Origin of the sequence: Vibrio azureus (assembly GCF_002849855.1) — a bacterium.
In the GTDB taxonomy this organism is placed as follows: Bacteria; Pseudomonadota; Gammaproteobacteria; order Enterobacterales; family Vibrionaceae; genus Vibrio; species Vibrio azureus.
Genome location: NZ_CP018616.1, coordinates 1,247,036 through 1,266,884 on the forward strand (window position 1 = coordinate 1,247,036; position 19,849 = coordinate 1,266,884).

A 19,849-nucleotide genomic window follows, 5' to 3' on the forward strand; every position below is an offset into this window, starting at 1 on the left:
ACATGGTAATGATATAGGTGTGTGATTTGTTAGTTGAGTAAACCTTGTCGAAGTCAAAGTTCTATTTTACGTTGATACATTTTTAATTAGAACGGAACACCAAATAAGACGACGACGATAATAGGATTAAGGGTATTAAAATGAAGTTTCATCAGTGGGGATTGGCTATTTGTGTTTTTTCTCCGTATGTTTCGGCATTTCAAGCATGTAATCTCGGAGAAGAATACAAAGTACTTGAGTCAGAAAAATTATATGATATTAGACAATCTAATTATCAGAAATTCAGTAATGAGGTTGCTGTTGAGGAGCCGTTTTATTTTGCTCCTGAGCATGATGTAAACGTTCGTCCCAGTATTGTTGAGACTGAAAATATTTTCCCTCAAACTTCGTCCTTATTAGAAGCAGGTCCCGAAAGTGCCATTATCCTTGAAACTAAGGAAGCAACGAGTTTATTATCGACACTTGGACGTTCGACAGCTGGCATTGCTAAAGAAGCTTTAGAGGCTCTAGGCCCGGTAGGTGACGCAGTCGCAGTTGGGCTTTGGGCAAACGAGGTGGCAAACTCTTTCGCAGACGAAACACAAACTTCTTATGACCGGTTTGCCACAACCATGAGTCTTATCGATTGGTTTGGTGTATTAAAACTGCCAGAGCGAGAGATTGATCGCCACATTCTGACGGCACGATGGAATAAAGTTGCTGCTGGAGAACATTACAGTTTTACATTAAATCAGAATATCATTACCCAACAAGATAAGAAGGACATACAGCATTGGGTAGATTTGGCTAAGGGCCAAGAAAAAATGCTTGAGTCTCTTGCTCAAGGCTTTGCCACAGATCTTGCTCTCAAATATCAATACCAATATCAAAAGGCATTGAAGGCACAAACTCATTTAGTCGAAACTCTTATTAGTGCTGTCGAAAGTGAAACCAACAAAGCTATTTATCATCAACTTGCACTTGATAATGAAGAACAAAAATACTTTGTTTCTGATTTACGCTCTGCTTGCCGAACAGAAGTTGATGCATTGTATGCCCTTTATCCTCAACAAACTGCCAGTAATCGCTCGCCTATGCTGGTACCGACAAAGCGTGAAGCCAATCGTGCATTAGCAAATTTACAGCTATGCCAACAAGAACAACTTGACTTAGCCATCAATTTGCTGGACGACTTAAGAAATGAAAACTTTGACGGGTTAAGCCGTTTAGAGTTGCACCGTCTTTACAAAAATACACTGGATGCAAAAATCAAAATTGTTGAGACAGCAAATGATCAACTTGAAAGGATTAGAACCCAGCTCATAGAAGAGATGCGTGCAGAAGGCCGTTTAGCAATCCAAAAGCTATTTGACTCGGGGGCTATTACTCAAGCACATCAATATTTTGTCGCTCAAGCAGATTATTTAGCCATTGACGAGATGTCGCGGAGTATTTTTGGTCGAGCAGCGACACAGACTGAGCAAAAGAAACGCGAATTCATTCTTCAAAAAGGCTATAGCAAGTGTGTCAGCATCGGCATATTAGGTGGTGATCCAAATTTTGTTGGGTGTAAAAAGTACGATTGGATTCCAGCTAAAATAGAATATTACGATTCTAACAAAGTCGCAGCTATTGCGAATATGGCAATACCAGAGCAACAAGTCGTAGAGCAAGTATTAGTAAAAGCTTTGGATTCATTGCTTGAGAATGGTTGGAGTAGTAAGGATGAAGAAGCTTGGTTTGAACAGCAGATCATCAGTTATTCACAAAAACAAAGAATGCTCAATATTGCCAAATTACATAAACAACAAGTGATGCATTGGTTGTTTGATTCAACAGCAGATTTAAGTGGTGAATGTGAACAATTCAATGGTTGTGCTGGTTGGTCAGGTGATTATTTGAATGCTCAGCATTTATCGAGAGCTTCTTCGTTACACTCTATTGCACAGTGGTATGAAAGCATCAAAAACTCGAGCTATTATGTTCATCGAAAGAGAGTAGAACAGCTGGGTGTATTGATTCCTTTAGCTCTAGAAAGTGAATGGAAAGCGAACCATGTGAAGAGCTTCTATCGCTATATTTTTCCGGGTAGTATCGATTTAGATCTAGAAGCACCATTGATTGCATCAGCGTTGAAAAACTCAAATCTCAACATAAACAACTTAGAGCAAAGCTTACCTATTGCCAAAGGTATAGTTAAAACTCGTCTATCAGAAGCGTTGAGTGTCGCAGAACAAAATGGCCACAACTGGTTATCTGCTCAAATTGGCGATTTTCAGCGTTATATCGCCATTATTCACACTCAAGCAAACTCAACAGGTCATTACAGTGCAGATAAGAGTGGGAATATAGGTTTATTTTCTGAACCACTTCCAGCACATTTATTACGTTATATGACATTGGATAGTTATCAAACAAGTGATGATAATTTTACCAGCTATTACTCAAATTTGAACGAGAACGACCTGAGCTATGATGCTCGTTTACATCGGTCAATTGATGCTTTATTTAAAGTTAATTCAGATTTAGGTGAAAAAATAGAGCAGTTGATTAAAACTAATTCTCAATTTACCCGTTTAGCTGGCCGAAAATGCATGATCTTCTATCCACAATTACAGAAAGAGCTACTGCAAGTATCTGGTGACGAAAGTCTATATTGGTTAACCCCCCTATCCAGTTGGTTTGATAATCTCACTCGTCAGCAACTGGAACTGTTTGGTGCACTTAGATTTGGGGTAATAAAGCAGAATTCACTTAATATTCGTTGTGATTTGAATCCCAATAATCCGACCTATTGGTATCGGGGGTAAGAATGTCTCACCAGATTTACGCCTTAATTGTATTAGCCTTATTCAGCGTATCGGTTGTTGCTAATCCTCTAGATGCCTTGAAGGAGCCTTTGCGAAGTCAACAACAAATCGCCAGTCATGCTGAGCGGTTTAGCCAATGGGCGAATCAAGCAAGAGGGTGGCGTTTTAAATTGTTGACCGAGAGTGAGCGAGAAGCATTAGAGGATTTCTCTATTTCAGGCTACAAGGTGACTAACGATTATTTGCGTCTTTCTGGTTCAGCTGACTGGGGAAGTACAGCCTCTAGCGCGAAAGAGTTTGTTAATAAGGTCAAATCGGGCATGAGAAAACTGCCTCGATATAAAGGTATTGCCTATCGAGGCAGTTGGATCAAACAATCTTTAATGGATAAGTTGCGAGTTGGGGATGTCGTAGTGGAACCTGCGTTTACATCAACGACAGTGATCCCGGAAGTGGCTAAGCGTTTTGCTATCGTGAGACCACAAACCACGGCTCCTATTCAGCGGGTGTGGCTTGCTGTTGATATAAAAAAACAAGGTAAAGTGCTTGCAGGCCTATCGGAATTTAGCCGTGAAGGGGAGGTGTTACTTCCTCCAAATACTTATTTCAGAGTTACTCATATAGAAAACTTTCATAAAACATCATTAATCGCGGTGGAAACAGTAACCGCTGATAAAGCGATGCATGAGGATATATATAATCTGTTTACTGGAGAGAAAGTGAAACCTTCTTTCTGGCAAGCGTATATTTGTGGTTGATATAAAAATGATCAGATTAATTTCAATAATAATGATAATAGTTTCTGCCACTCATTTAGCATTTGCAGAGGAGTTTGCTGAGTTCAAAGGTCGTAAGTTAAGCCACTTTGAGCAAGAGCAAATGGCAAATGATTTAATGCAATGGGTATTGATTAAACATGAAAAAGCAGAAAGGAGAATGGTTGAGGCTGAATATTCTGCGATAAAAAGCTATGGACGGGTTGATCATGATGTGATCAATGAATACATGAGAGCGGGTGAACCGAAAGAGTACCTAATGCCAGGCTATGGGGCAGCGCTCAAAAATCGTGTGAAAAATCTCCGAAATGTAATGAAAAAACTGCCAAACTATAAAGGCACGGTCTTTCGTGGAGCATCGATTAAGAACGTGCTTCTCGACAAACTGAAAGTGGGGGACATTCTGCACGAGAAGGCCTTTTTATCTACATCAACCCTTCCAAGTGTTGCAAGAGACTTTGCTCAAGGGAAAGTATATGAAGGTGTATCCGCCGCTCAATATAAAATTGATCTTAACTCTTCTGGGCGTGCGATTAATGCCTATACATTTAAGCATTATGAAGCAGAGATTCTGGCTAAACCAGATACTTACTTTTTAGTCGAAGATATAAAAAAGTATTCGGCGGAGAAAAACTACATAAAGTTAAAAGAATTAAAAAAGCCAAGCAGTTATATAAGAGAAAACTCAGAGTCACATATCTATGATAGTTTTAGTGGTGAAGAAGTTACATTAAAAAGTAGAATACACCTGTCCTGCTTATAAATTTTAATTATTAGTGAGGTATGTAGGGGTACCTCATTTATTTTCCACGACTAGATGATATACTTAAGTGTACCAAAATACTTAGGTAAATTTTCGTTGTCCTAGAATAAGTGATATTATGAAATTTAAAAAAATTACCACTGTTTTTATAGCTGCATTGTTTTTTAGCTCACCTAACCTTAATGCTGGCCTGAAGTATAATTCAAATTATTATAAGAAATCCGAAATAAACAATATTCTCAAGGAAATGTCAGATCCAGATTTAATGGATAGCTTTGAGTATTTCTATCAAGAAAGAACGGAGCTTTACCGAGCGGCAGCATTACAATCAGAACGATTGTCTCAACCAGAAGTCAATGCATTAGAGTTATATCAAGACTATGCGTATCAAACCACTCGAGAAGCACTCAGAACCGGAATCTCTGATGAAGAAACACAAGTTCTTATTCGTGATATGGACTCTGCCTTTCAAAATAGCATCGCTCATAAAGGCATCACTTATCGAGGTGAAAGTGCCTTGGATGCCTATTTATCGGAAATAAAAGTGGGTGATATCGTTAGTCCGAGCTCTTTTGTTTCTACTTCAATATCACGAAACTATGTGGACTCATTTTATAAAGGCCAACTTTCAAGATTTGAGCTGATGTCAGGAGAACATGGCATTGTTATCCCTACAGTGAGAGATGACGAGCTTGAAGTCCTGATTAATCGAAATTCATTTTTTGAAGTGACAGCGATTAACACCACTCCTGAGGGTAATTTTGTTATATACAGAGAAGTTCCCAGACAAGAAGTAATGAATAAAAGTATCAAGGATATGCATACTGGGGAAATAATTACAGCGAAGGAAGCATGTACTTTTTAAACCTGTTCACAAATTCTTTCATAACTGATCCTAAATAATAATACTCAATTATAGTTATTCTACTGACGTCTTAGAGTTAGGATAAATTTTTCATGCGTTCAAGGTTTTATTTAAGTGCAATATTATCACTTACACTATCATCACTTACACTATCACCACTATCTTATTCCATGTGTTTTAATGATGGTAGTGTTGATACATTAACTACAGACCAGCAAAAATTCAATAAAGCTGAGTATTTTGAGAATAATTTTAATTATTCTTATTACGTATCTGACTTTAGCAGCACATTGGGAGAGTTAGAGCATGATGCTCATCAAAGTGTATTTAAACAGGCTTGGCCACAGTCTGAGCAAGCGATGCAGAATGTACCTAGCGTATTTAATAGCTCAATAAACTCACAAGGGCTGTTGAATAGATTGGGTAAAGTGTCTGCTAAAACCTTAGAAGTTCTTGGGCCTGTTGCCGATGCCGCAGCCGTTGGAATTTGGCTGAATAATATGGTGACAACGTTTTCTGATGAGTCATCTAACCGATTAGACAAGACAGCGGCTGTATTTTCTCTTTTACCATTGGTAGGAGATGAAATTAATCGCTATTCTAACGATATCAAGTATTTTTCTGCAAAAGAAAAAATCCATGAGTTTGAGACGCAAAGCCATTATGTTTATACTCATTACTATTCAGATTTTGCCCGTTTTCATCATGAAAAACAGGATGCAATACTTCTAATCAATACTTATGATGATTATGTGAAAAGGGCAATAGAGCTTTATCTTGATCATTTATTGATAAGTGCTGATACCGAGTATAGGCGCCTTGCAGCAGCCTTCGACCGTCAGTTGTCTCGACAGATGGCAAGGATGGACCTCGAATTACTCAAAGTGTATGGTTATATTTCTGAAGAAGAAAGTGTAAATCTACCTTTGTGCCATGGAGAGCGCGTTTCTGCAGAGAGTATTAGGCATTGTTTAGTTTTAAATGGGCCAAAGAGAGTGGAAACCATACAGGAACGATTGCTTTCAGATGATCTTAATCAATTATATGTATCGATATTTCAAGCGAAAAAGCAGTTGGTCCTAGTTGCTTTTGAACGCATGAATAAACATCGTCAAAAAATGATAGAAAATATCAAGCAACGTGCTCATGAGCATATCCAACAGATTTACCATCAAACATCCCTTAATCGCTCTATGCTTGAGGAGAGAGCCAGAATGAGTGGTTTGCGTGAATATGCTAAAGCAAATTGGGATATTGATTACTTAACAGAGCATCAGCTCAATACGGCAAAATTTTTAGTTGAGCCAGCAAGAAGTTGTTTTGGTGTTCCTTCTGTTTATCCCGGCGGCATTCTGGATTCACTAGAAAGTTGTAAAGAGTCGGGACCGCTTTTTGATATTTACCACATTGAAAAAGATCCACAGCTACTTAATGTCATCACAGACAAGCCGATAGTCGACATCGATCAATACATTGAGCGAAAAATTGCTCAAGGTTGGAAGGGCGACTTATTAAAAGAACAGCTTACAAAGTTGGCAAGTGACTATGCATTCGGAGTAAAAACAAATGACTTGTTTAATTTCTATGTAAAGAAATTGTCTATCGCGGAGTTGCCGAGTTTTCAAACTTCGCTTACAAAGTACTTGGATGATAAAGGGATAGACAGTTCTGTTCAAATCAACAGGGAAGATTGGTATCAATTAAGTCGTTGGTATGAGCTTTTATTGACTGAGCGTCCCTCAGGAAGTGTAGTCGATCGAGTGAAACAATATGAAGCATTTCGGAGTGAGGTTCAGCCTGCCTTTCAAAGTGCGATAAAATTAGCTTTCATTAGGGACCTATATTACTCAATGCCGTTTGGGAGTTTTTATTCTGCAAAAGATCTGCGTTTTTATTCTCCATTTTTAGTTAACCTTTTTAATAAAATTATTAACACTAAATATAAAGGCACAGAGGAAGAGAAAAGAGAGATAGTCATTAACTTTATATTAAAAAAAGTTCAACAAGTTAATACAGTCAGCCATTTACATGATTTGTTAGGTGATCTGGCGGTTTATGCACAAATCGCCCAGCATCAACAATCAGAAGTCAATAATCATTCTGGGCATGTTGACGATTCATTCCTTTTTAATTCGAGCTTGTCTTTATCTCATGTGGCCTATTTAAATGAAAATCATGCACAGTTTCTTGAACAGCAGACACAACAACTTGCTCAGCACTCTATTTGGGACAATATTACCAACATAAGCACTGCTTTTGAGGGAGAGGACCTTGACTCCGCTATTGACCTTCTAGGATATATGGTAAAAAACAATGATATGAACATGTTGCCACATATCGATGAAATATTAATGCATGAGTTGGAAGAGTGGATTGAATTACAATTAACGCTAGAGGAGCTAGAAGGTGTTTAAGATAACCAAGATGTTTATACTGATTTTATTTTTCTTTGTTTCTTGCAGTTCTTTGGTCATGAGTACACCTGTTGGACAGTTTTACTCAGAGCCTGATAGTGTCAATGTTATTTATGGTTATAACTCAGAACAATATGGCAAGCTGTATAGAGTGTCAAAAAACCTTTATGTACAAACAAAAGATGACTCATATTTAGCTAGGATAAAACTGCTCATTAATAAGTTGAAAATGTCCTCATCAGGACGTGAAATCCTCCACCAAATAGGCACATATGTTCCGGTAAACTCCCCGGATGATTCTATAGAACCGTTAATTGAGCATTCTGTTGGCGTTGATTCAACTCAAACCACGATTGTGTCGGTGATCAGAGAACCAAGTGAAGCGGGCAAACTCTTTGAAACCATACCTTCATCTTTTACTGAAAAAGCCAAATTAGAAGAGTTAGGGGTAAGAATCAGAGATGGGAAAGGGGTATCGAGTACCGTGCTTTTCTCTACAACGGAATTAGTCGATATACCTGGAACTTCGACGCCATTTGATCAGGCGGTTGCTCTTGGACATGAGCTGATTCATGCCCGGGACTATGCTTCAGGGGCGGTTCCGCATGGGAATATAAAACTTTCTCTTCCTCACCCCACTTCAGGGAAGATTACCCATTTCTCTATTCCTAAATATGAGTATCAGACAACAGGTATCCAACATTTTAAGAATGCCGAAAATGGTATTGAAGCTGATACTACAATCAGTGAAATACGATTAAATGCTATCGCACATAGAGAAGAAATGTATTACAGGTGGAAGTCATTAGGATTTGCACAACAAAAAACATTTTTAAAAAATGAAAAGCCAGTCAGTGAGTTTCATTTAGCTGATGAGCTTGGCGCTCCCAAGCGAGGAGTTTACTGGCCAGGAGACAAATATTCTTACAAGCCTTACACCATTGAGCAAAGGCCAGAAGCATTTAGCACGTTAAACTTACTTGCCGATACAACTGAGGGCAAACAGGCACATTTAGAAGTAAAACGAGCTTTAGGGCGTTCTTTAAGTGAAGGGAAAAAAACCGCTATTGTTCTCGTTGATCCAACAGAAGAGAGGTTATCGCAAAGTATACAGAGTTCCCCTATTGCAACGAGAAGAGGCTTAGGTAACCAGCGATCGATCTTAAAATACGCTGCGAAAAACGATATTAAAGTGATCAATGCATACAGTTCACTGGATGGCATGAGCGCCGAAGCCACGAAAAGAACACGCGTAAAAAGTCGTTTATATCGTGCAATTGCTGGGCAAAGTACTCAACAATCGGGATACAGTCATGTTCAATTTAATCCCGAAGATAAAATGGCTTTAACTCAAGAACTGGCTGACAAAGAGACGGTTTTGGTCATGGCTTACTCTGATGGTCAAGCGACCACAAAAGTCGTGGATAATCTCTCGGCAGATTTGTCTAAACAAGTTTTAGTTTCTCGCCATTCTAATTTAGATTATCAACCCTCGACGTTGAACATCGAAGACAGTACTGCCTGGCGCAATATCCAAGGTAAAGACAATGTCCAAATGTTAAGTTCTGGAGGTCGAGCTCGATTTAACATTTGTAGTATTCAATAAAAGCCGGTTTAGTCAAAGAGCATTTAACGTGAATAGGAAACGTAAAAAATCGTGAACCAAGCTCGTTAAGCTGGGTATAAATAATTTAAGCGTAAACAGAAAAGTAGCTTAGAGGCACGCTCTCGAAGGGAGAGCGTGTTTAGTTCTTAGGTTTTGATAACGATTCCAGCGTAGAACCACTATACCTAGGAATCGTTGCCGTACCTGAGAGGCAAGGAATCTTGAGGTCATTTGGGCATATAACTCGGTAATAACCCAGAAGGCATGAAGTCATTGTGGATCGCTTGCTTTAATAGGTTGTTCGCTTTATCGATATCGGGGGAAAAATAGCGGTCTTTGTCATAAAACTTGACCTGTTCACGCAGCATTTTTTTCGCCAATTCAATAGGCTGACTAGATTTTAATGGGGCTCGAAAATCTAGCCCTTGCGCTGCAGCTAAATATTCAACAGCCAAAACCCCTCTGGTATTTTCAGCCATTTCTATAAGTCGACGGGCTGCAAATGTTGCCATTGATACATGGTCTTCTTGGTTTGCAGAGGTCGGTAAACTATCTACACAAGCTGGGTGGGCCAGTGTTTTATTCTCACTGGCTAGAGCGGCCGCGGTGACTTGAGCAATCATAAAGCCTGAATTAACGCCGCCTTCATTGACCAGAAAAGGCGGTAACTTAGATAAGTTGCTGTCTACAAGTAGGGCCATTCGTCGCTCTGATAAACTGCCTATTTCGGCAATAGCGAGTGCGAGGTTATCTGCTGCCATCGCTACGGGTTCAGCGTGAAAGTTGCCTCCTGATATGATGTCATTATCACTGGCGAAAACGAGCGGGTTATCTGAGACAGCATTCGCTTCAGTCTGAAGGATACTTGCAGCATTACGAATTTGTTGTAAGCAGGCCCCCATAACCTGAGGTTGACAACGAAGTGAGTAAGGATCTTGGACTTTTTCACAGTGACGATGTGAATGAGCTATCTCACTTTCATCCTCTAGAATGTGGCGGTATGCCGAAGCGGAATCGATCTGGCTTTGGTGGCCACGTACTTCATGTAAACAAGATTGAAAGGGCCGTCGACTACCAAGAGCGGCGTCAACCGACATCGCACCACACACAGTGGCTGAGGCATAAAGATCTTCGGTATAGAATAAACCTTCTAGGGCTAATGCTGTTGAGGCTTGTGTACCATTAAGCAATGCCAGCCCTTCTTTGGGAGCCAATTTAATGGGGTTTAATTTGGCGACATTCAGTGCCTCCAAGCCACTGAGTATTTTCCCGTTGTGTCTGGCATGACCTTCTCCAAGCAAAACAGCACTCATATGTGCAAGTGGCGCCAAATCTCCTGAGGCACCAACAGAGCCTTTTTGTGGGATACACGGATAGACTTGGGCATTGATGAGATCGATTAACATCTGAATCACTTGCAAGCGTATACCGGAAAAACCGCGGGCGAGGCTGTTGACTTTCAGCAGCATAATGAGGCGTACAGTGTGATCAGGCAAGAGAGTGCCAATACCTGCCGCGTGAGACAGAACAACGCTACGCTGGAGGGTTTCTAGATCCTCTTCAGCAATACGAGTATTGGCGAGTAGACCGAAGCCAGTATTGATACCGTAAACGGTTTTATTGTCTGAAACGACGTTCTCAACCACCTGAGTACTGGTGTTAATATCGGGAATGGCTTTGGGATCAAGAGCGAGTGTTATTGAGCCTCGGCTGGCTTGACGTAATGTGTTTAAGCAAAGCGTTCCTGGTGAGAGTGTTAAACTCAGCATCTAAACTATCCTTATTTCTTATTTCTTATTTCTTATTTCTTCTTTTATTTTTTATGTTATTTACTGGTTTGATGAGCTGTTGTTGTGACGCTCTGCATACAGCATCGGTAAATCCAAATTTTGCTCTTCAGCACATTGCTTAGCGATGTCGTATCCGGCATCGGCGTGGCGCATGACTCCAGTCGCAGGGTCATTGTGTAAAACGCGAGAAATTCTCAGCGCAGCATCATCACTGCCATCACAGCAAATCACCATGCCTGAGTGTTGAGAGAACCCCATGCCAACCCCACCGCCGTGATGCAAAGACACCCAAGTGGCTCCGCCTGCTGTGTTGAGTAGCGCGTTTAAGAGCGGCCAATCCGACACGGCATCAGAACCATCGAGCATACCTTCAGTTTCACGGTTTGGACTTGCAACTGAGCCTGAATCCAAATGATCACGGCCAATGACGATAGGCGCTTTTAGCTCGCCATTTTTGACCATTTCATTAAATGCCAGACCAAGTCTTTGACGATCTTTTAAACCAACCCAACAGATACGAGCAGGCAGCCCTTGAAATTGAATGCGTTCGCGAGCCATATCTAGCCAGTTGTGTAGGTGAGGGTTATCTGGGATCAGCGCTTTTACTTTCTCATCGGTTTTGTAAATATCTTCTGGATCGCCAGACAGTGCAGCCCAGCGGAAAGGGCCAATACCTTCACAAAATAGTGGACGAATGTAAGCAGGTACGAAACCAGGGAAGTCAAACGCATCTTTAATGCCTTCCTCCAGCGCCATTTGTCGAATGTTATTACCATAGTCTAGCGTTGCAGCACCGCGTTTTTGTAGCTCGAGCATAGCTTTGACTTGAATGGCCATCGATTGTTTTGCTGTTTTGACCACATCTGCTTCGTCTTGCAATCGCATTTCTGCTGCATGAGCCATACTCCAGCCCTGAGGTAAATAACCGTTGAGCGGGTCGTGTGCTGAGGTCTGGTCTGTGACTACGTCTGGTGTAATGTTACGTTCAACAAGTTCAGGAAAGATATCGGCGGCATTGCCTAGAAGACCGACAGAAATGGGTGCGCTCGAGTCTTTTATCATCGCTAACGCTTCATCTAAAGACGTTGCTTTTTTGTCAACATAGCCCGTACGTAGGCGATAATCGATACGTGACTGGTCACACTCAACTGCAACCATGGAAAAACCGGCCATTGTCGCAGCGAGAGGTTGTGCTCCTCCCATACCGCCAAGTCCACCAGTAAGGATCCAACGGTTGGCTGCGTTCCCATTAAAGTGTTTCTTGGCGACCGCAACAAAAGTCTCATAAGTCCCTTGAACAATGCCTTGTGATCCTATGTAGATCCAACTGCCAGCGGTCATTTGCCCGTACATCATCAAACCTTGTTTATCGAGTTCGTTGAATTGCTCCCAATTAGCCCAATGTGGAACAAGATTCGAGTTAGCAATGAGAACGCGTGGAGCATTGGAATGAGTAGGAAACACGCCGACGGGTTTACCAGATTGAATCAGAAGAGTTTGATCCTCTTCGAGACGTTCTAAAACCTCAACGATTTTATCGTAGCACTGCCAATCACGAGCCGCTCGACCGATCCCGCCATAAACCACCAATGCATGGGGGTGTTCTGCGACATCAGGATCAAGGTTATTCATAAGCATTCGGAGAGGGGCTTCAGTCATCCATGATTTGGCACGAAGCGACGTTCCTCTGGGTGCACGAATGGTTCTGGTAGGATCAAAGCGACGATCAGGATGTGGTTTTTTGGTCATGTCATGCGTCCTTTCATTAATGTGTGTCTTTGAATGTTATTGGCTTGTCACGGTGATACTTTGCTCTGTGGCTAACTCTCAGCCATCGCATCGGCAATTTCCCAGCATAAGCGTGCAGCAAGGCGTGCCGTTTGACTATCAACGTCATAGGTCGGGTTATATTCTGCAATATCGGCTAATAGCAGTTTTTCTTTGTTTTTTAGGACAATATCGAGAAATGGCGCTAATGAATCATAGCTTACGCCTCTGGAAGAGGGAGCACTGACCCCTGGAGCTTGAGAAGCCGGAAAAACGTCTAAATCAATCGTTAGGTAAAGGTAGTCACAGTGCCCAATAAATTGTTGTAATTGCTCTAAGTGTTCTACATGGTTTTTATCAGTATGTGCCCCTAATAAGGCATCTTCAACATACCAAACGCCCAGTTCGTTCGCTCTTTGGTATAACGCCTGAGTGTTGCTACTGCGGCTAACCCCGAGACAAGCATAATGAAAAGGCCATTGGTTTTGCTGGCAAAAATCATGAATCTGAAGAAAGGGGGTACCAGAATTGGGTCTCACGTCATTTAAAGGGCTGTGGTATGCACGTAAATCAAAGTGGGCATCAAAATTAATGATCCCAATTCGAGGTGGCTGAGTAACGGATTTAGAGTGGAAAGTAGATTTAACAAATTGAGCTAGACCACTAAAAGAGCTCCAGGCTATTTCATGACCGCCACCTAACACGATGACAGGAGAAAATGGCAGGGCAGAAGCAATCATCTCCGCACACTGAGTTTGACTGGTCTCTAATAGATCATCTTCACAGGTAAGAGTACCAAGATCGTAGAGTGGTGCATCCTTATGCCAAGCAAGATTGGCAAGGGCCCTGCGAATTAAGTCGGGCGACTTTTTTGCCCCAATTCGGCCTTTATTTCTTGCGACGCCAGCATCGGTAGCGAAGCCAAGGATTGAAATACCAGAGGGAGATTCCTTTAACTTATTTACCTCGGTATTCGTAATCACACTGTGAATTCGTTGTCCCAAAGCGCCATCTTCTGTATCGCACCGACCTTGCCAATGAAAACCTGAGGATAGTTGAATATTATCTACCATGCAGTTACTCCCTGTGTAACGTGTACTCACCATCAACAATACGACCGATAAGGCGTTTTGGTCCAAATTGGTAACTTAAATCTGCGGGGTGAGTGATATCCCATAGGGTTAAATCAGCCTCAAAACCAGCCTCAATTTTTCCTCTTTTCGTTTCAAAACCGAGTGCTTTTGCCGCATGTTGAGTAACCCCTCGTAATACTTCTTCTGGCGTTAAATGGAACAGAGTACAAGCCATATTCATCATTAAAGTTAAATCGGCAAAAGGAGAGGTTCCGGGGTTGTGATCGGTTGCAATTGCTATTGGCACCTGATGTTCCCTTAATAGCGCAATCGGAGGCTTCTGGGTTTCATTTAGGTAATAAAAGGCACCAGGTAATAAGGTCGCTACGGTAGAAGAGTGGGCGAGAGCTAAGACGCCTTGCTCATCGAGGTGCTCGATATGGTCGGCGGATAGACCGTTATATTTGGCTGTCAGGGCCGCCCCACCCATGTTAGAAAGTTGTTCATTGTGTCCTTTTACGCCTAAGCCGTGCTCATGGGCCGCAATAAAAATACGCTCGGTTTGCTCGAGCGTAAAACCGATTGATTCACAAAAAACATCGACGCTTGTTGCGAGTTTTTCTTCTGCGACTAAAGGAATCATTTCCTGACAGATGTACTGTATATAGTCATCCGAACGGTGCTGATATTCTGGAGGTAATGCGTGGGCAGCAAGTAAAGTGGGGGAGACTTTGACTCTTCGTTCGTTTTCTAACGCTTTTGCTGCGCGCAACATTTTGATTTCGTCTTTTAGTGTTAGCCCGTAGCCCGACTTTATTTCTACTGACGTGACGCCACTCGCCAATAGGCCATCCAGCCTTGGAAGCGCTATTTCAACGAGTTGTTCCTGTGATGCTCGGCGAGTGTCCCTTACAGTGGAAAGAATCCCTCCTCCTTGACGGGCAATCTCTTGATAGGAGCTGCCCTTTAAGCGCATTTCAAACTCATGAGCACGATTGCCGGCATAGATCAGGTGAGTATGGCAATCAATAAGGCCGGGGGTGACAAGTTTGCCTTGCAAATCTAACGTCTGACAAAATTGGCTAGGCTCTAAAAGCGCTTCAACATCAGGGGTATCTTCACCAAGAGGTTTAGAGCTAACCGCTGCAATTTTTCCTGATTTAATTGATAGGCGACCACATTTAATGGCTTCGTATCCTTGAATGCCGTTTTGCATGGTGACCAGATGAGCATTTTCGATGAGTAAATCCATGAAATATTTCTCAATGTATCTGCCGTTGAGATTAGATATTGAGCAAGCTTTGAGCAAATTGCAAACCAGTGGGTAGATTTTGTGCGTTAGGATTTGGGATCAAACCACATTCTTTAAATCTATCACTTGCACCGCCGGAATTTGACGTGTAAACAAACACTTGAACCTAGCCAATGAGAGGTCATACTCGGTGAACATACCATGGACAAACGAATGATGTGTTCAAATAATACGGAACCTTGCTAGGTCGAATTTATATGATAAAACTTCACACAAATTCAGTCGTCACAGAAGGGTTATATGCTAAAAAAATTAAAAGCCTCACTTGGTATCGGTGCTGCAAAAGTTGATACGGTTTTAGAAGAAATGAGCGTTTATCAAGGCTCAACATTACGCGGTACAATTCAAATTAAGGGCGGAGATGTAGAGCAACAGGTCGACGCGATTACTCTGAACCTCAATACAGAGATGAAAGTGGAGACAGATGACAGTGTGTCGTACGAAACCTTTACGATTGACCAATTAAAAGCTGTCGAGCCTTTTGTGATTCAGCCAAACGAAGAAAAGCAGATACCTTTTGAGCTTAATCTTCATGATGAAACACCAATCACTGCGGTCAATGCAGCAAAAAATCAGTGCCATGTTTGGGTTGAAACGACGTTAGACATCAGTTTCGCGATGGATCCTCGTGATCGAGATTATATTGAAGTCAAACCATTACCGGTTGTCGCAAAAGTTATCAATGCGATTGAACAAGCGGGTTTTAATATGGTTAAAGCGGATGTTGAGAAAGGCTTCTTGCGAGGCGATCAATTTGCTTCTCGTTCTGGTATTTATCAAGAGTTAGAGTTTCGTAATCGCGGTTTTATTGCCACAAAGGAAATCGAATTATCATTCATATTAGATGGCCAAACGGTTCACTGTTTAGCGGAGATAGACCGCTCTTTCAGCACTTCCGGTGATCAATACCGTGCATTTTCGTTACCACTAGATGCAAGTGAAGCACAAATTACGTCCGCGATAAGACCGATTTTAAATCTTTAAGCCACTACATTAGGGCTGACATCTTAAATGGCGCTTTTTTTGTTCATTCGACATTTTATTCATTTACAAAGCGAGAATGGCCAGAGAAAGCGTTTGTTATGACATAGCTCCGATGTGATTAATTGCTATATCCGATCATCTTAGGTGACTTGGGTATAAGCTAAATGAAAAGATACTGGCCAAAAGCCGTATGAAAGGGTTATGCATATGGCCAGAAGGAAAGGTATGGAAGTACAGCTTAAAATCGGTAGTGACCCATTATTCGCAGAGTCTTTAACCAAGACAAATATGGCAAATTATTATCTAACTCGTGGGGTTATCTGGGATCACAATCAGTTTCTAAACAGTTGGGAAGAACTAGAAAACTACGAGATTCACCTAGACCAAACCCGTGTAGGCGTTCTTCGTTTTAGCTATAGTGGCGAAACGACCTTTCTGAGAGACTTTCAACTTTTACCGGAGTTTCAAGGTAGAGGAATTGGGACTAAGTGCCTAGATCTAGTGGTAGAGCATGCACTCAGTCGTAAATCCACTAAGTTAGTTTTACGTGTGTTTAGTGAAAACCCAGCGCTCAATCTGTATGAGTCAAGAGGCTTTGTTAGAACATCTGAAGTTAAAGGCTTGGTGGAAATGGAAATTCATTTAAATTCAAACATAACAAACGACTTTGTCATGACGTTAACTACCGAGGTAGGGGAGTTGTGACATTTTTACACCAAGTCACCAAAACCGTGAATTGCACAGATATTGCCCTTAATCAGTTGGGCAATAATATTGCGTTTAATCTACCACTTTGAGCTTGATCTGAGTCCCATCAGGGAGGTCTTCTATCTGCTTTCCGAGGTAACCAGAGAAACGTATAATTTCTATTAGTGATGAGACTTTAATGTTAGATAGGTCGTACACTCCACCGAGTACGCCGGGAATCGCGAGGCAATACTTTTGACCTATTCCCAATTCGCCCAAGTGATCTTTTGCATTCTCAACTAAGGGTTGCATATACCAATCTTCGAGAAACTCTTGATCTTTTGATAAGAGATTAAGCTCATCTCGATTATTAGCTACCAGCTTACAATCAACATCTTCTGGACACAGTCGCCAGAACCTACCATTGACATCTTCAATCATAAGGTTGCCGAAGTCGTTCTCACCAACAATTTCAATAGGCTCTATACCAACCCATCCCCATGCTTCTTTAATCTCTTGAATAATTGTCATAAATATTTCTTTTATAGTCGTCGAATCGAAGGCCGAATCCAATCAATAGATATACATTGTTTTAACGTTTTTTCTGTAGGCTTGTTTGCTCATTATAACCTTTAAACTAAATGGCTGTATATTTGGTAGGATTCTGATAAATTATTAACTTTCAGTTGCTTAAGCATACACGCTTTTACTGATTCAACGAGATAAACGCGCATGTGCACGAATAGAATGTTAGAGATATCATAAATATCGAATTACTCAGAATATCAAGTGATCAATTAGAACCATCAACTTCCGGTTACCCTAGTGATTGGGAAGAGTTTGATGTTCTCATGGAAGTAGACTTGTGCTTTGAAAATCATCAAGTTGATAGCGTATTTTTTGAATTCTATGTGGCCTCTCCTAAGGCAATTGAGAATCGGGCCGTTAATTCGTTTATGCCACCGACCTTGGTGCTTGAAGAGTTTGATTGGAATGTGATTAAGTGTCATGTTTCAAAGTTACTTTTACATGCAAACGGCAGTCATTCATGGGCAGAAGTGGCTACAAGGCTTTCTGGCCAAATTAGGCCGACCAGTTTGAGTTGTTTTCCGTTTTAGAAAGCTCTCACAAGCCAATGATAGCAAGGACGTAAAACGCATGGCTGCGCTTCTGTATCGCTGGTTATAATCATGCATTTAAGCGACCATGTTGGAACGTTAGGGAAACTATGAGTAATTATCAGGTATTATTTGAATTTGAACGCCCCTGGTTTGTTAGTAATTTAGTAACGAGTAGAGCCAGTGCTAAAGGTGACTTAAAACTATGGTTTCAAGTTGATTGCGATAGTGAGTGTAAAAGTATCGAGATAGAGAGCATAGACGATCTCGATTTCATCTCAAATTTGCTGCAGTCAGAGAAGGTAATTATATCTGAAGAGTTAAATACCCAACGAGGTTTTGGAACAATTCGTATAGAGTGTTGGATTGATGGCAGTTATTCTGAGTTTTGGTGTTCAAAAGTTGAGTTGCAAACATAACTGAACCATTAGTTGATACTGAAATAAAGTGATGACGGTCTAAATATAAATCCGAGAACAACCATGTACTAGGAGTTAATGTGAAGAAAGTGAGTTATCTTCTCTAGGGGCTTTTATCGATATCTGTACTTGCTGAACCCAATGACGGAGTTGTCGGAACTTATCTTAACAGCGACAAGTTATCTTGTAATTTAGAAGTTAAGCTGTTTGAAAAACAGGGTAAGGGCTACTTTGAGGTTATAGGTTTAAAAAAACGCGCATGCGCACAAATAAAATGTTACGTGTCACCGAGAAATCATGTTTAGCGAATATTTTGAAGATTGGGAAGTTAGGACTGAATACTCCAAGGAGTTTATATCCCTTTGGAGCGGCTGGCTTGGTAAAGAAAATTACCACAAACTAGATGAAGTAACTGAAAATGAGTGGTCCCAATTCAATGATTTTTTGAGACGTTTGGCTAAAGACTTTTCTTTTGAAGTTGTAAACTGTGAATTGCAGTCGATTACAGAAGTTACAGACATAAATTCAGTTCTTTCGAGTTATGAAGAAAGCATGAATAAAGGTGCTTCAAAATTCACAAAGTTAGTAATTCCGGAGTTGGGGTGTGTCATATGTGAAGAGTGGGATTACACGTACGTTATCTGGCACAAAAACAACGGTGCCGTGGAAGCTCTTACGCCGTATATAAAAGCGGCAAGTTTGAAGTCCTTCCATGACTAAACTCGTAATAAGATCAGCCGACAACAGTCGCTTTGCTCCTTGGACAGCCTTTTCGTTGCGTCAGCTTTGCATGGCTTCGCGATTATTGCACAGCTATCAGAACAACAAATTTGCCGCTGATAACGGTTTTAAGCCAGAGGAATTATCATGCTAGAAAAAGCAATATCAAAAAGGGACGCAGTAACAATTGCAACGATGCTGGAGGCAGGGCTTTTATACTATAAGCATTACATGTGCTGGGTAGATGAGCGTATAATGCTTGAAGATGAACCAGATTTATGGGTATTAGAATTGGCGGCAACCAAGCACACTCAGACTGCTATTACACATCTAAATTCTTATGCTTATTCAGAGCCGTTCGAACATTTTAATTTAGAGGCATGTAACGACGAGTTCGTGGCAAGTCAATGGCTTCGATATAAAAGAAATGAAATATCTTGGGCTACTTTTCTTCGAGAATGTGGAGAGTATACGGATGGGAATTATGCGCGGGAAGACTGTTCGTACTTCTACTATATGCTGAACGATATTGAAGACACAGACTTCTCTGAGAAATTAGAAAAAACACAATGTGATGAAGTTAAAACAAGGTTCGATGATGTCATTCAAAGCATAGCGAGTAAGTACAATGAATTTTTGCCATACCTTGATAAGTATCGAGAATCATATGGGGCTTAACAAAACAATCTCGCCGAACGGTTTACGCTCTTCTTCAATCGCCCACAAATATCGGAGTCAATCATCAACGCAGCACTAAGAGATATTG

Annotated in this window: 17 protein-coding genes; 12 read left to right on the plus strand and 5 right to left on the minus strand. The window is 41.1% G+C overall.

Features of this window, described 5'->3' with window-relative positions; translation table 11 throughout:
* The first annotated feature begins 140 nt into the window (after positions 1-140).
* From BS333_RS05740 to BS333_RS05765, 6 genes are all read left to right on the plus strand, one after another.
* Positions 141-2,789: a hypothetical protein gene (locus tag BS333_RS05740; RefSeq protein WP_021707995.1), complete on the plus strand. Its 2,649-nt coding sequence runs from the start codon at positions 141-143 to the stop codon at positions 2,787-2,789.
* 2 nt (positions 2,790-2,791) lie between these two features.
* Positions 2,792-3,547, plus strand: a complete 756-nt coding sequence (locus BS333_RS05745; RefSeq protein WP_021707996.1) for an ADP-ribosyltransferase — start codon at positions 2,792-2,794, stop codon at positions 3,545-3,547.
* 7 nt (positions 3,548-3,554) lie between these two features.
* Positions 3,555-4,328: an ADP-ribosyltransferase gene (locus BS333_RS05750; RefSeq protein WP_033003131.1), complete on the plus strand. Its 774-nt coding sequence runs from the start codon at positions 3,555-3,557 to the stop codon at positions 4,326-4,328.
* 118 nt (positions 4,329-4,446) lie between these two features.
* Positions 4,447-5,193: an ADP-ribosyltransferase gene (locus BS333_RS05755; protein WP_021707998.1), complete on the plus strand. Its 747-nt coding sequence runs from the start codon at positions 4,447-4,449 to the stop codon at positions 5,191-5,193.
* Between the two features lie 428 nt (positions 5,194-5,621).
* The gene (locus BS333_RS05760; RefSeq protein ID WP_227739135.1) at positions 5,622-7,607 is read left to right on the plus strand and encodes a hypothetical protein; all 1,986 of its coding nucleotides are present in this window, start codon (positions 5,622-5,624) and stop codon (positions 7,605-7,607) included.
* Positions 7,608-7,617: 10 nt separating this feature from the next.
* Positions 7,618-9,213 (plus strand): M91 family zinc metallopeptidase, encoded by a 1,596-nt coding sequence (locus BS333_RS05765; protein ID WP_033003132.1) that lies wholly within the window; start codon positions 7,618-7,620, stop codon positions 9,211-9,213.
* A 227-nt stretch (positions 9,214-9,440) separates the two neighbouring features.
* On the opposite strand, the gene hutH is transcribed toward BS333_RS05765, so the two are convergent.
* The 4 genes from hutH to hutI all read right to left on the minus strand — a co-directional run bounded on the left by hutH (position 9,441) and on the right by hutI (position 15,095).
* Complete coding sequence (hutH, locus tag BS333_RS05770; protein ID WP_021708001.1) at positions 9,441-10,982, minus strand: histidine ammonia-lyase; 1,542 nt, start codon at positions 10,980-10,982, stop codon at positions 9,441-9,443.
* Between the two features lie 60 nt (positions 10,983-11,042).
* Positions 11,043-12,752, minus strand: a complete 1,710-nt coding sequence (gene hutU / locus BS333_RS05775; protein WP_021708002.1) for a urocanate hydratase — start codon at positions 12,750-12,752, stop codon at positions 11,043-11,045.
* Between the two features lie 71 nt (positions 12,753-12,823).
* The gene (gene hutG / locus BS333_RS05780) at positions 12,824-13,843 is read right to left on the minus strand and encodes a formimidoylglutamase (RefSeq protein WP_021708003.1); all 1,020 of its coding nucleotides are present in this window, start codon (positions 13,841-13,843) and stop codon (positions 12,824-12,826) included.
* 4 nt (positions 13,844-13,847) lie between these two features.
* A complete protein-coding gene (gene hutI, locus BS333_RS05785) occupies positions 13,848-15,095 on the minus strand; it encodes an imidazolonepropionase (RefSeq protein ID WP_021708004.1) in 1,248 nt (415 codons plus the stop codon).
* Positions 15,096-15,395: 300 nt separating this feature from the next.
* Here hutI and BS333_RS05790 point away from each other — a divergent pair, with 300 nt between their 5' ends.
* Both BS333_RS05790 and BS333_RS05795 read left to right on the plus strand, forming a co-directional pair.
* Entirely contained in the window at positions 15,396-16,139 is a 744-nt protein-coding gene (locus BS333_RS05790) for a sporulation protein (protein ID WP_021708005.1), read from the plus strand.
* 225 nt (positions 16,140-16,364) lie between these two features.
* The gene (locus BS333_RS05795; RefSeq protein ID WP_050568036.1) at positions 16,365-16,844 is read left to right on the plus strand and encodes a GNAT family N-acetyltransferase; all 480 of its coding nucleotides are present in this window, start codon (positions 16,365-16,367) and stop codon (positions 16,842-16,844) included.
* Positions 16,845-16,919: 75 nt separating this feature from the next.
* On the opposite strand, the gene BS333_RS05800 is transcribed toward BS333_RS05795, so the two are convergent.
* Complete coding sequence (locus BS333_RS05800) at positions 16,920-17,357, minus strand: T6SS immunity protein Tdi1 domain-containing protein (protein WP_021708007.1); 438 nt, start codon at positions 17,355-17,357, stop codon at positions 16,920-16,922.
* A gap of 251 nt (positions 17,358-17,608) precedes the next feature.
* On the opposite strand from BS333_RS05800, the gene BS333_RS05805 reads away from it, so the two are divergent.
* The 4 genes from BS333_RS05805 to BS333_RS05820 all read left to right on the plus strand — a co-directional run bounded on the left by BS333_RS05805 (position 17,609) and on the right by BS333_RS05820 (position 19,761).
* A complete protein-coding gene (locus BS333_RS05805; RefSeq protein ID WP_227739136.1) occupies positions 17,609-17,944 on the plus strand; it encodes an Imm8 family immunity protein in 336 nt (111 codons plus the stop codon).
* A gap of 110 nt (positions 17,945-18,054) precedes the next feature.
* A complete protein-coding gene (locus BS333_RS05810; protein WP_021708009.1) occupies positions 18,055-18,363 on the plus strand; it encodes a hypothetical protein in 309 nt (102 codons plus the stop codon).
* A gap of 297 nt (positions 18,364-18,660) precedes the next feature.
* On the plus strand, positions 18,661-19,083 hold the full coding sequence (locus BS333_RS05815) for a hypothetical protein (RefSeq protein ID WP_021708010.1): 423 nt from the start codon (positions 18,661-18,663) through the stop codon (positions 19,081-19,083).
* Positions 19,084-19,230: 147 nt separating this feature from the next.
* A complete protein-coding gene (locus BS333_RS05820) occupies positions 19,231-19,761 on the plus strand; it encodes a phospholipase D-like domain-containing protein (protein ID WP_021708011.1) in 531 nt (176 codons plus the stop codon).
* The last annotated feature ends 88 nt before the right edge of the window (positions 19,762-19,849 follow it).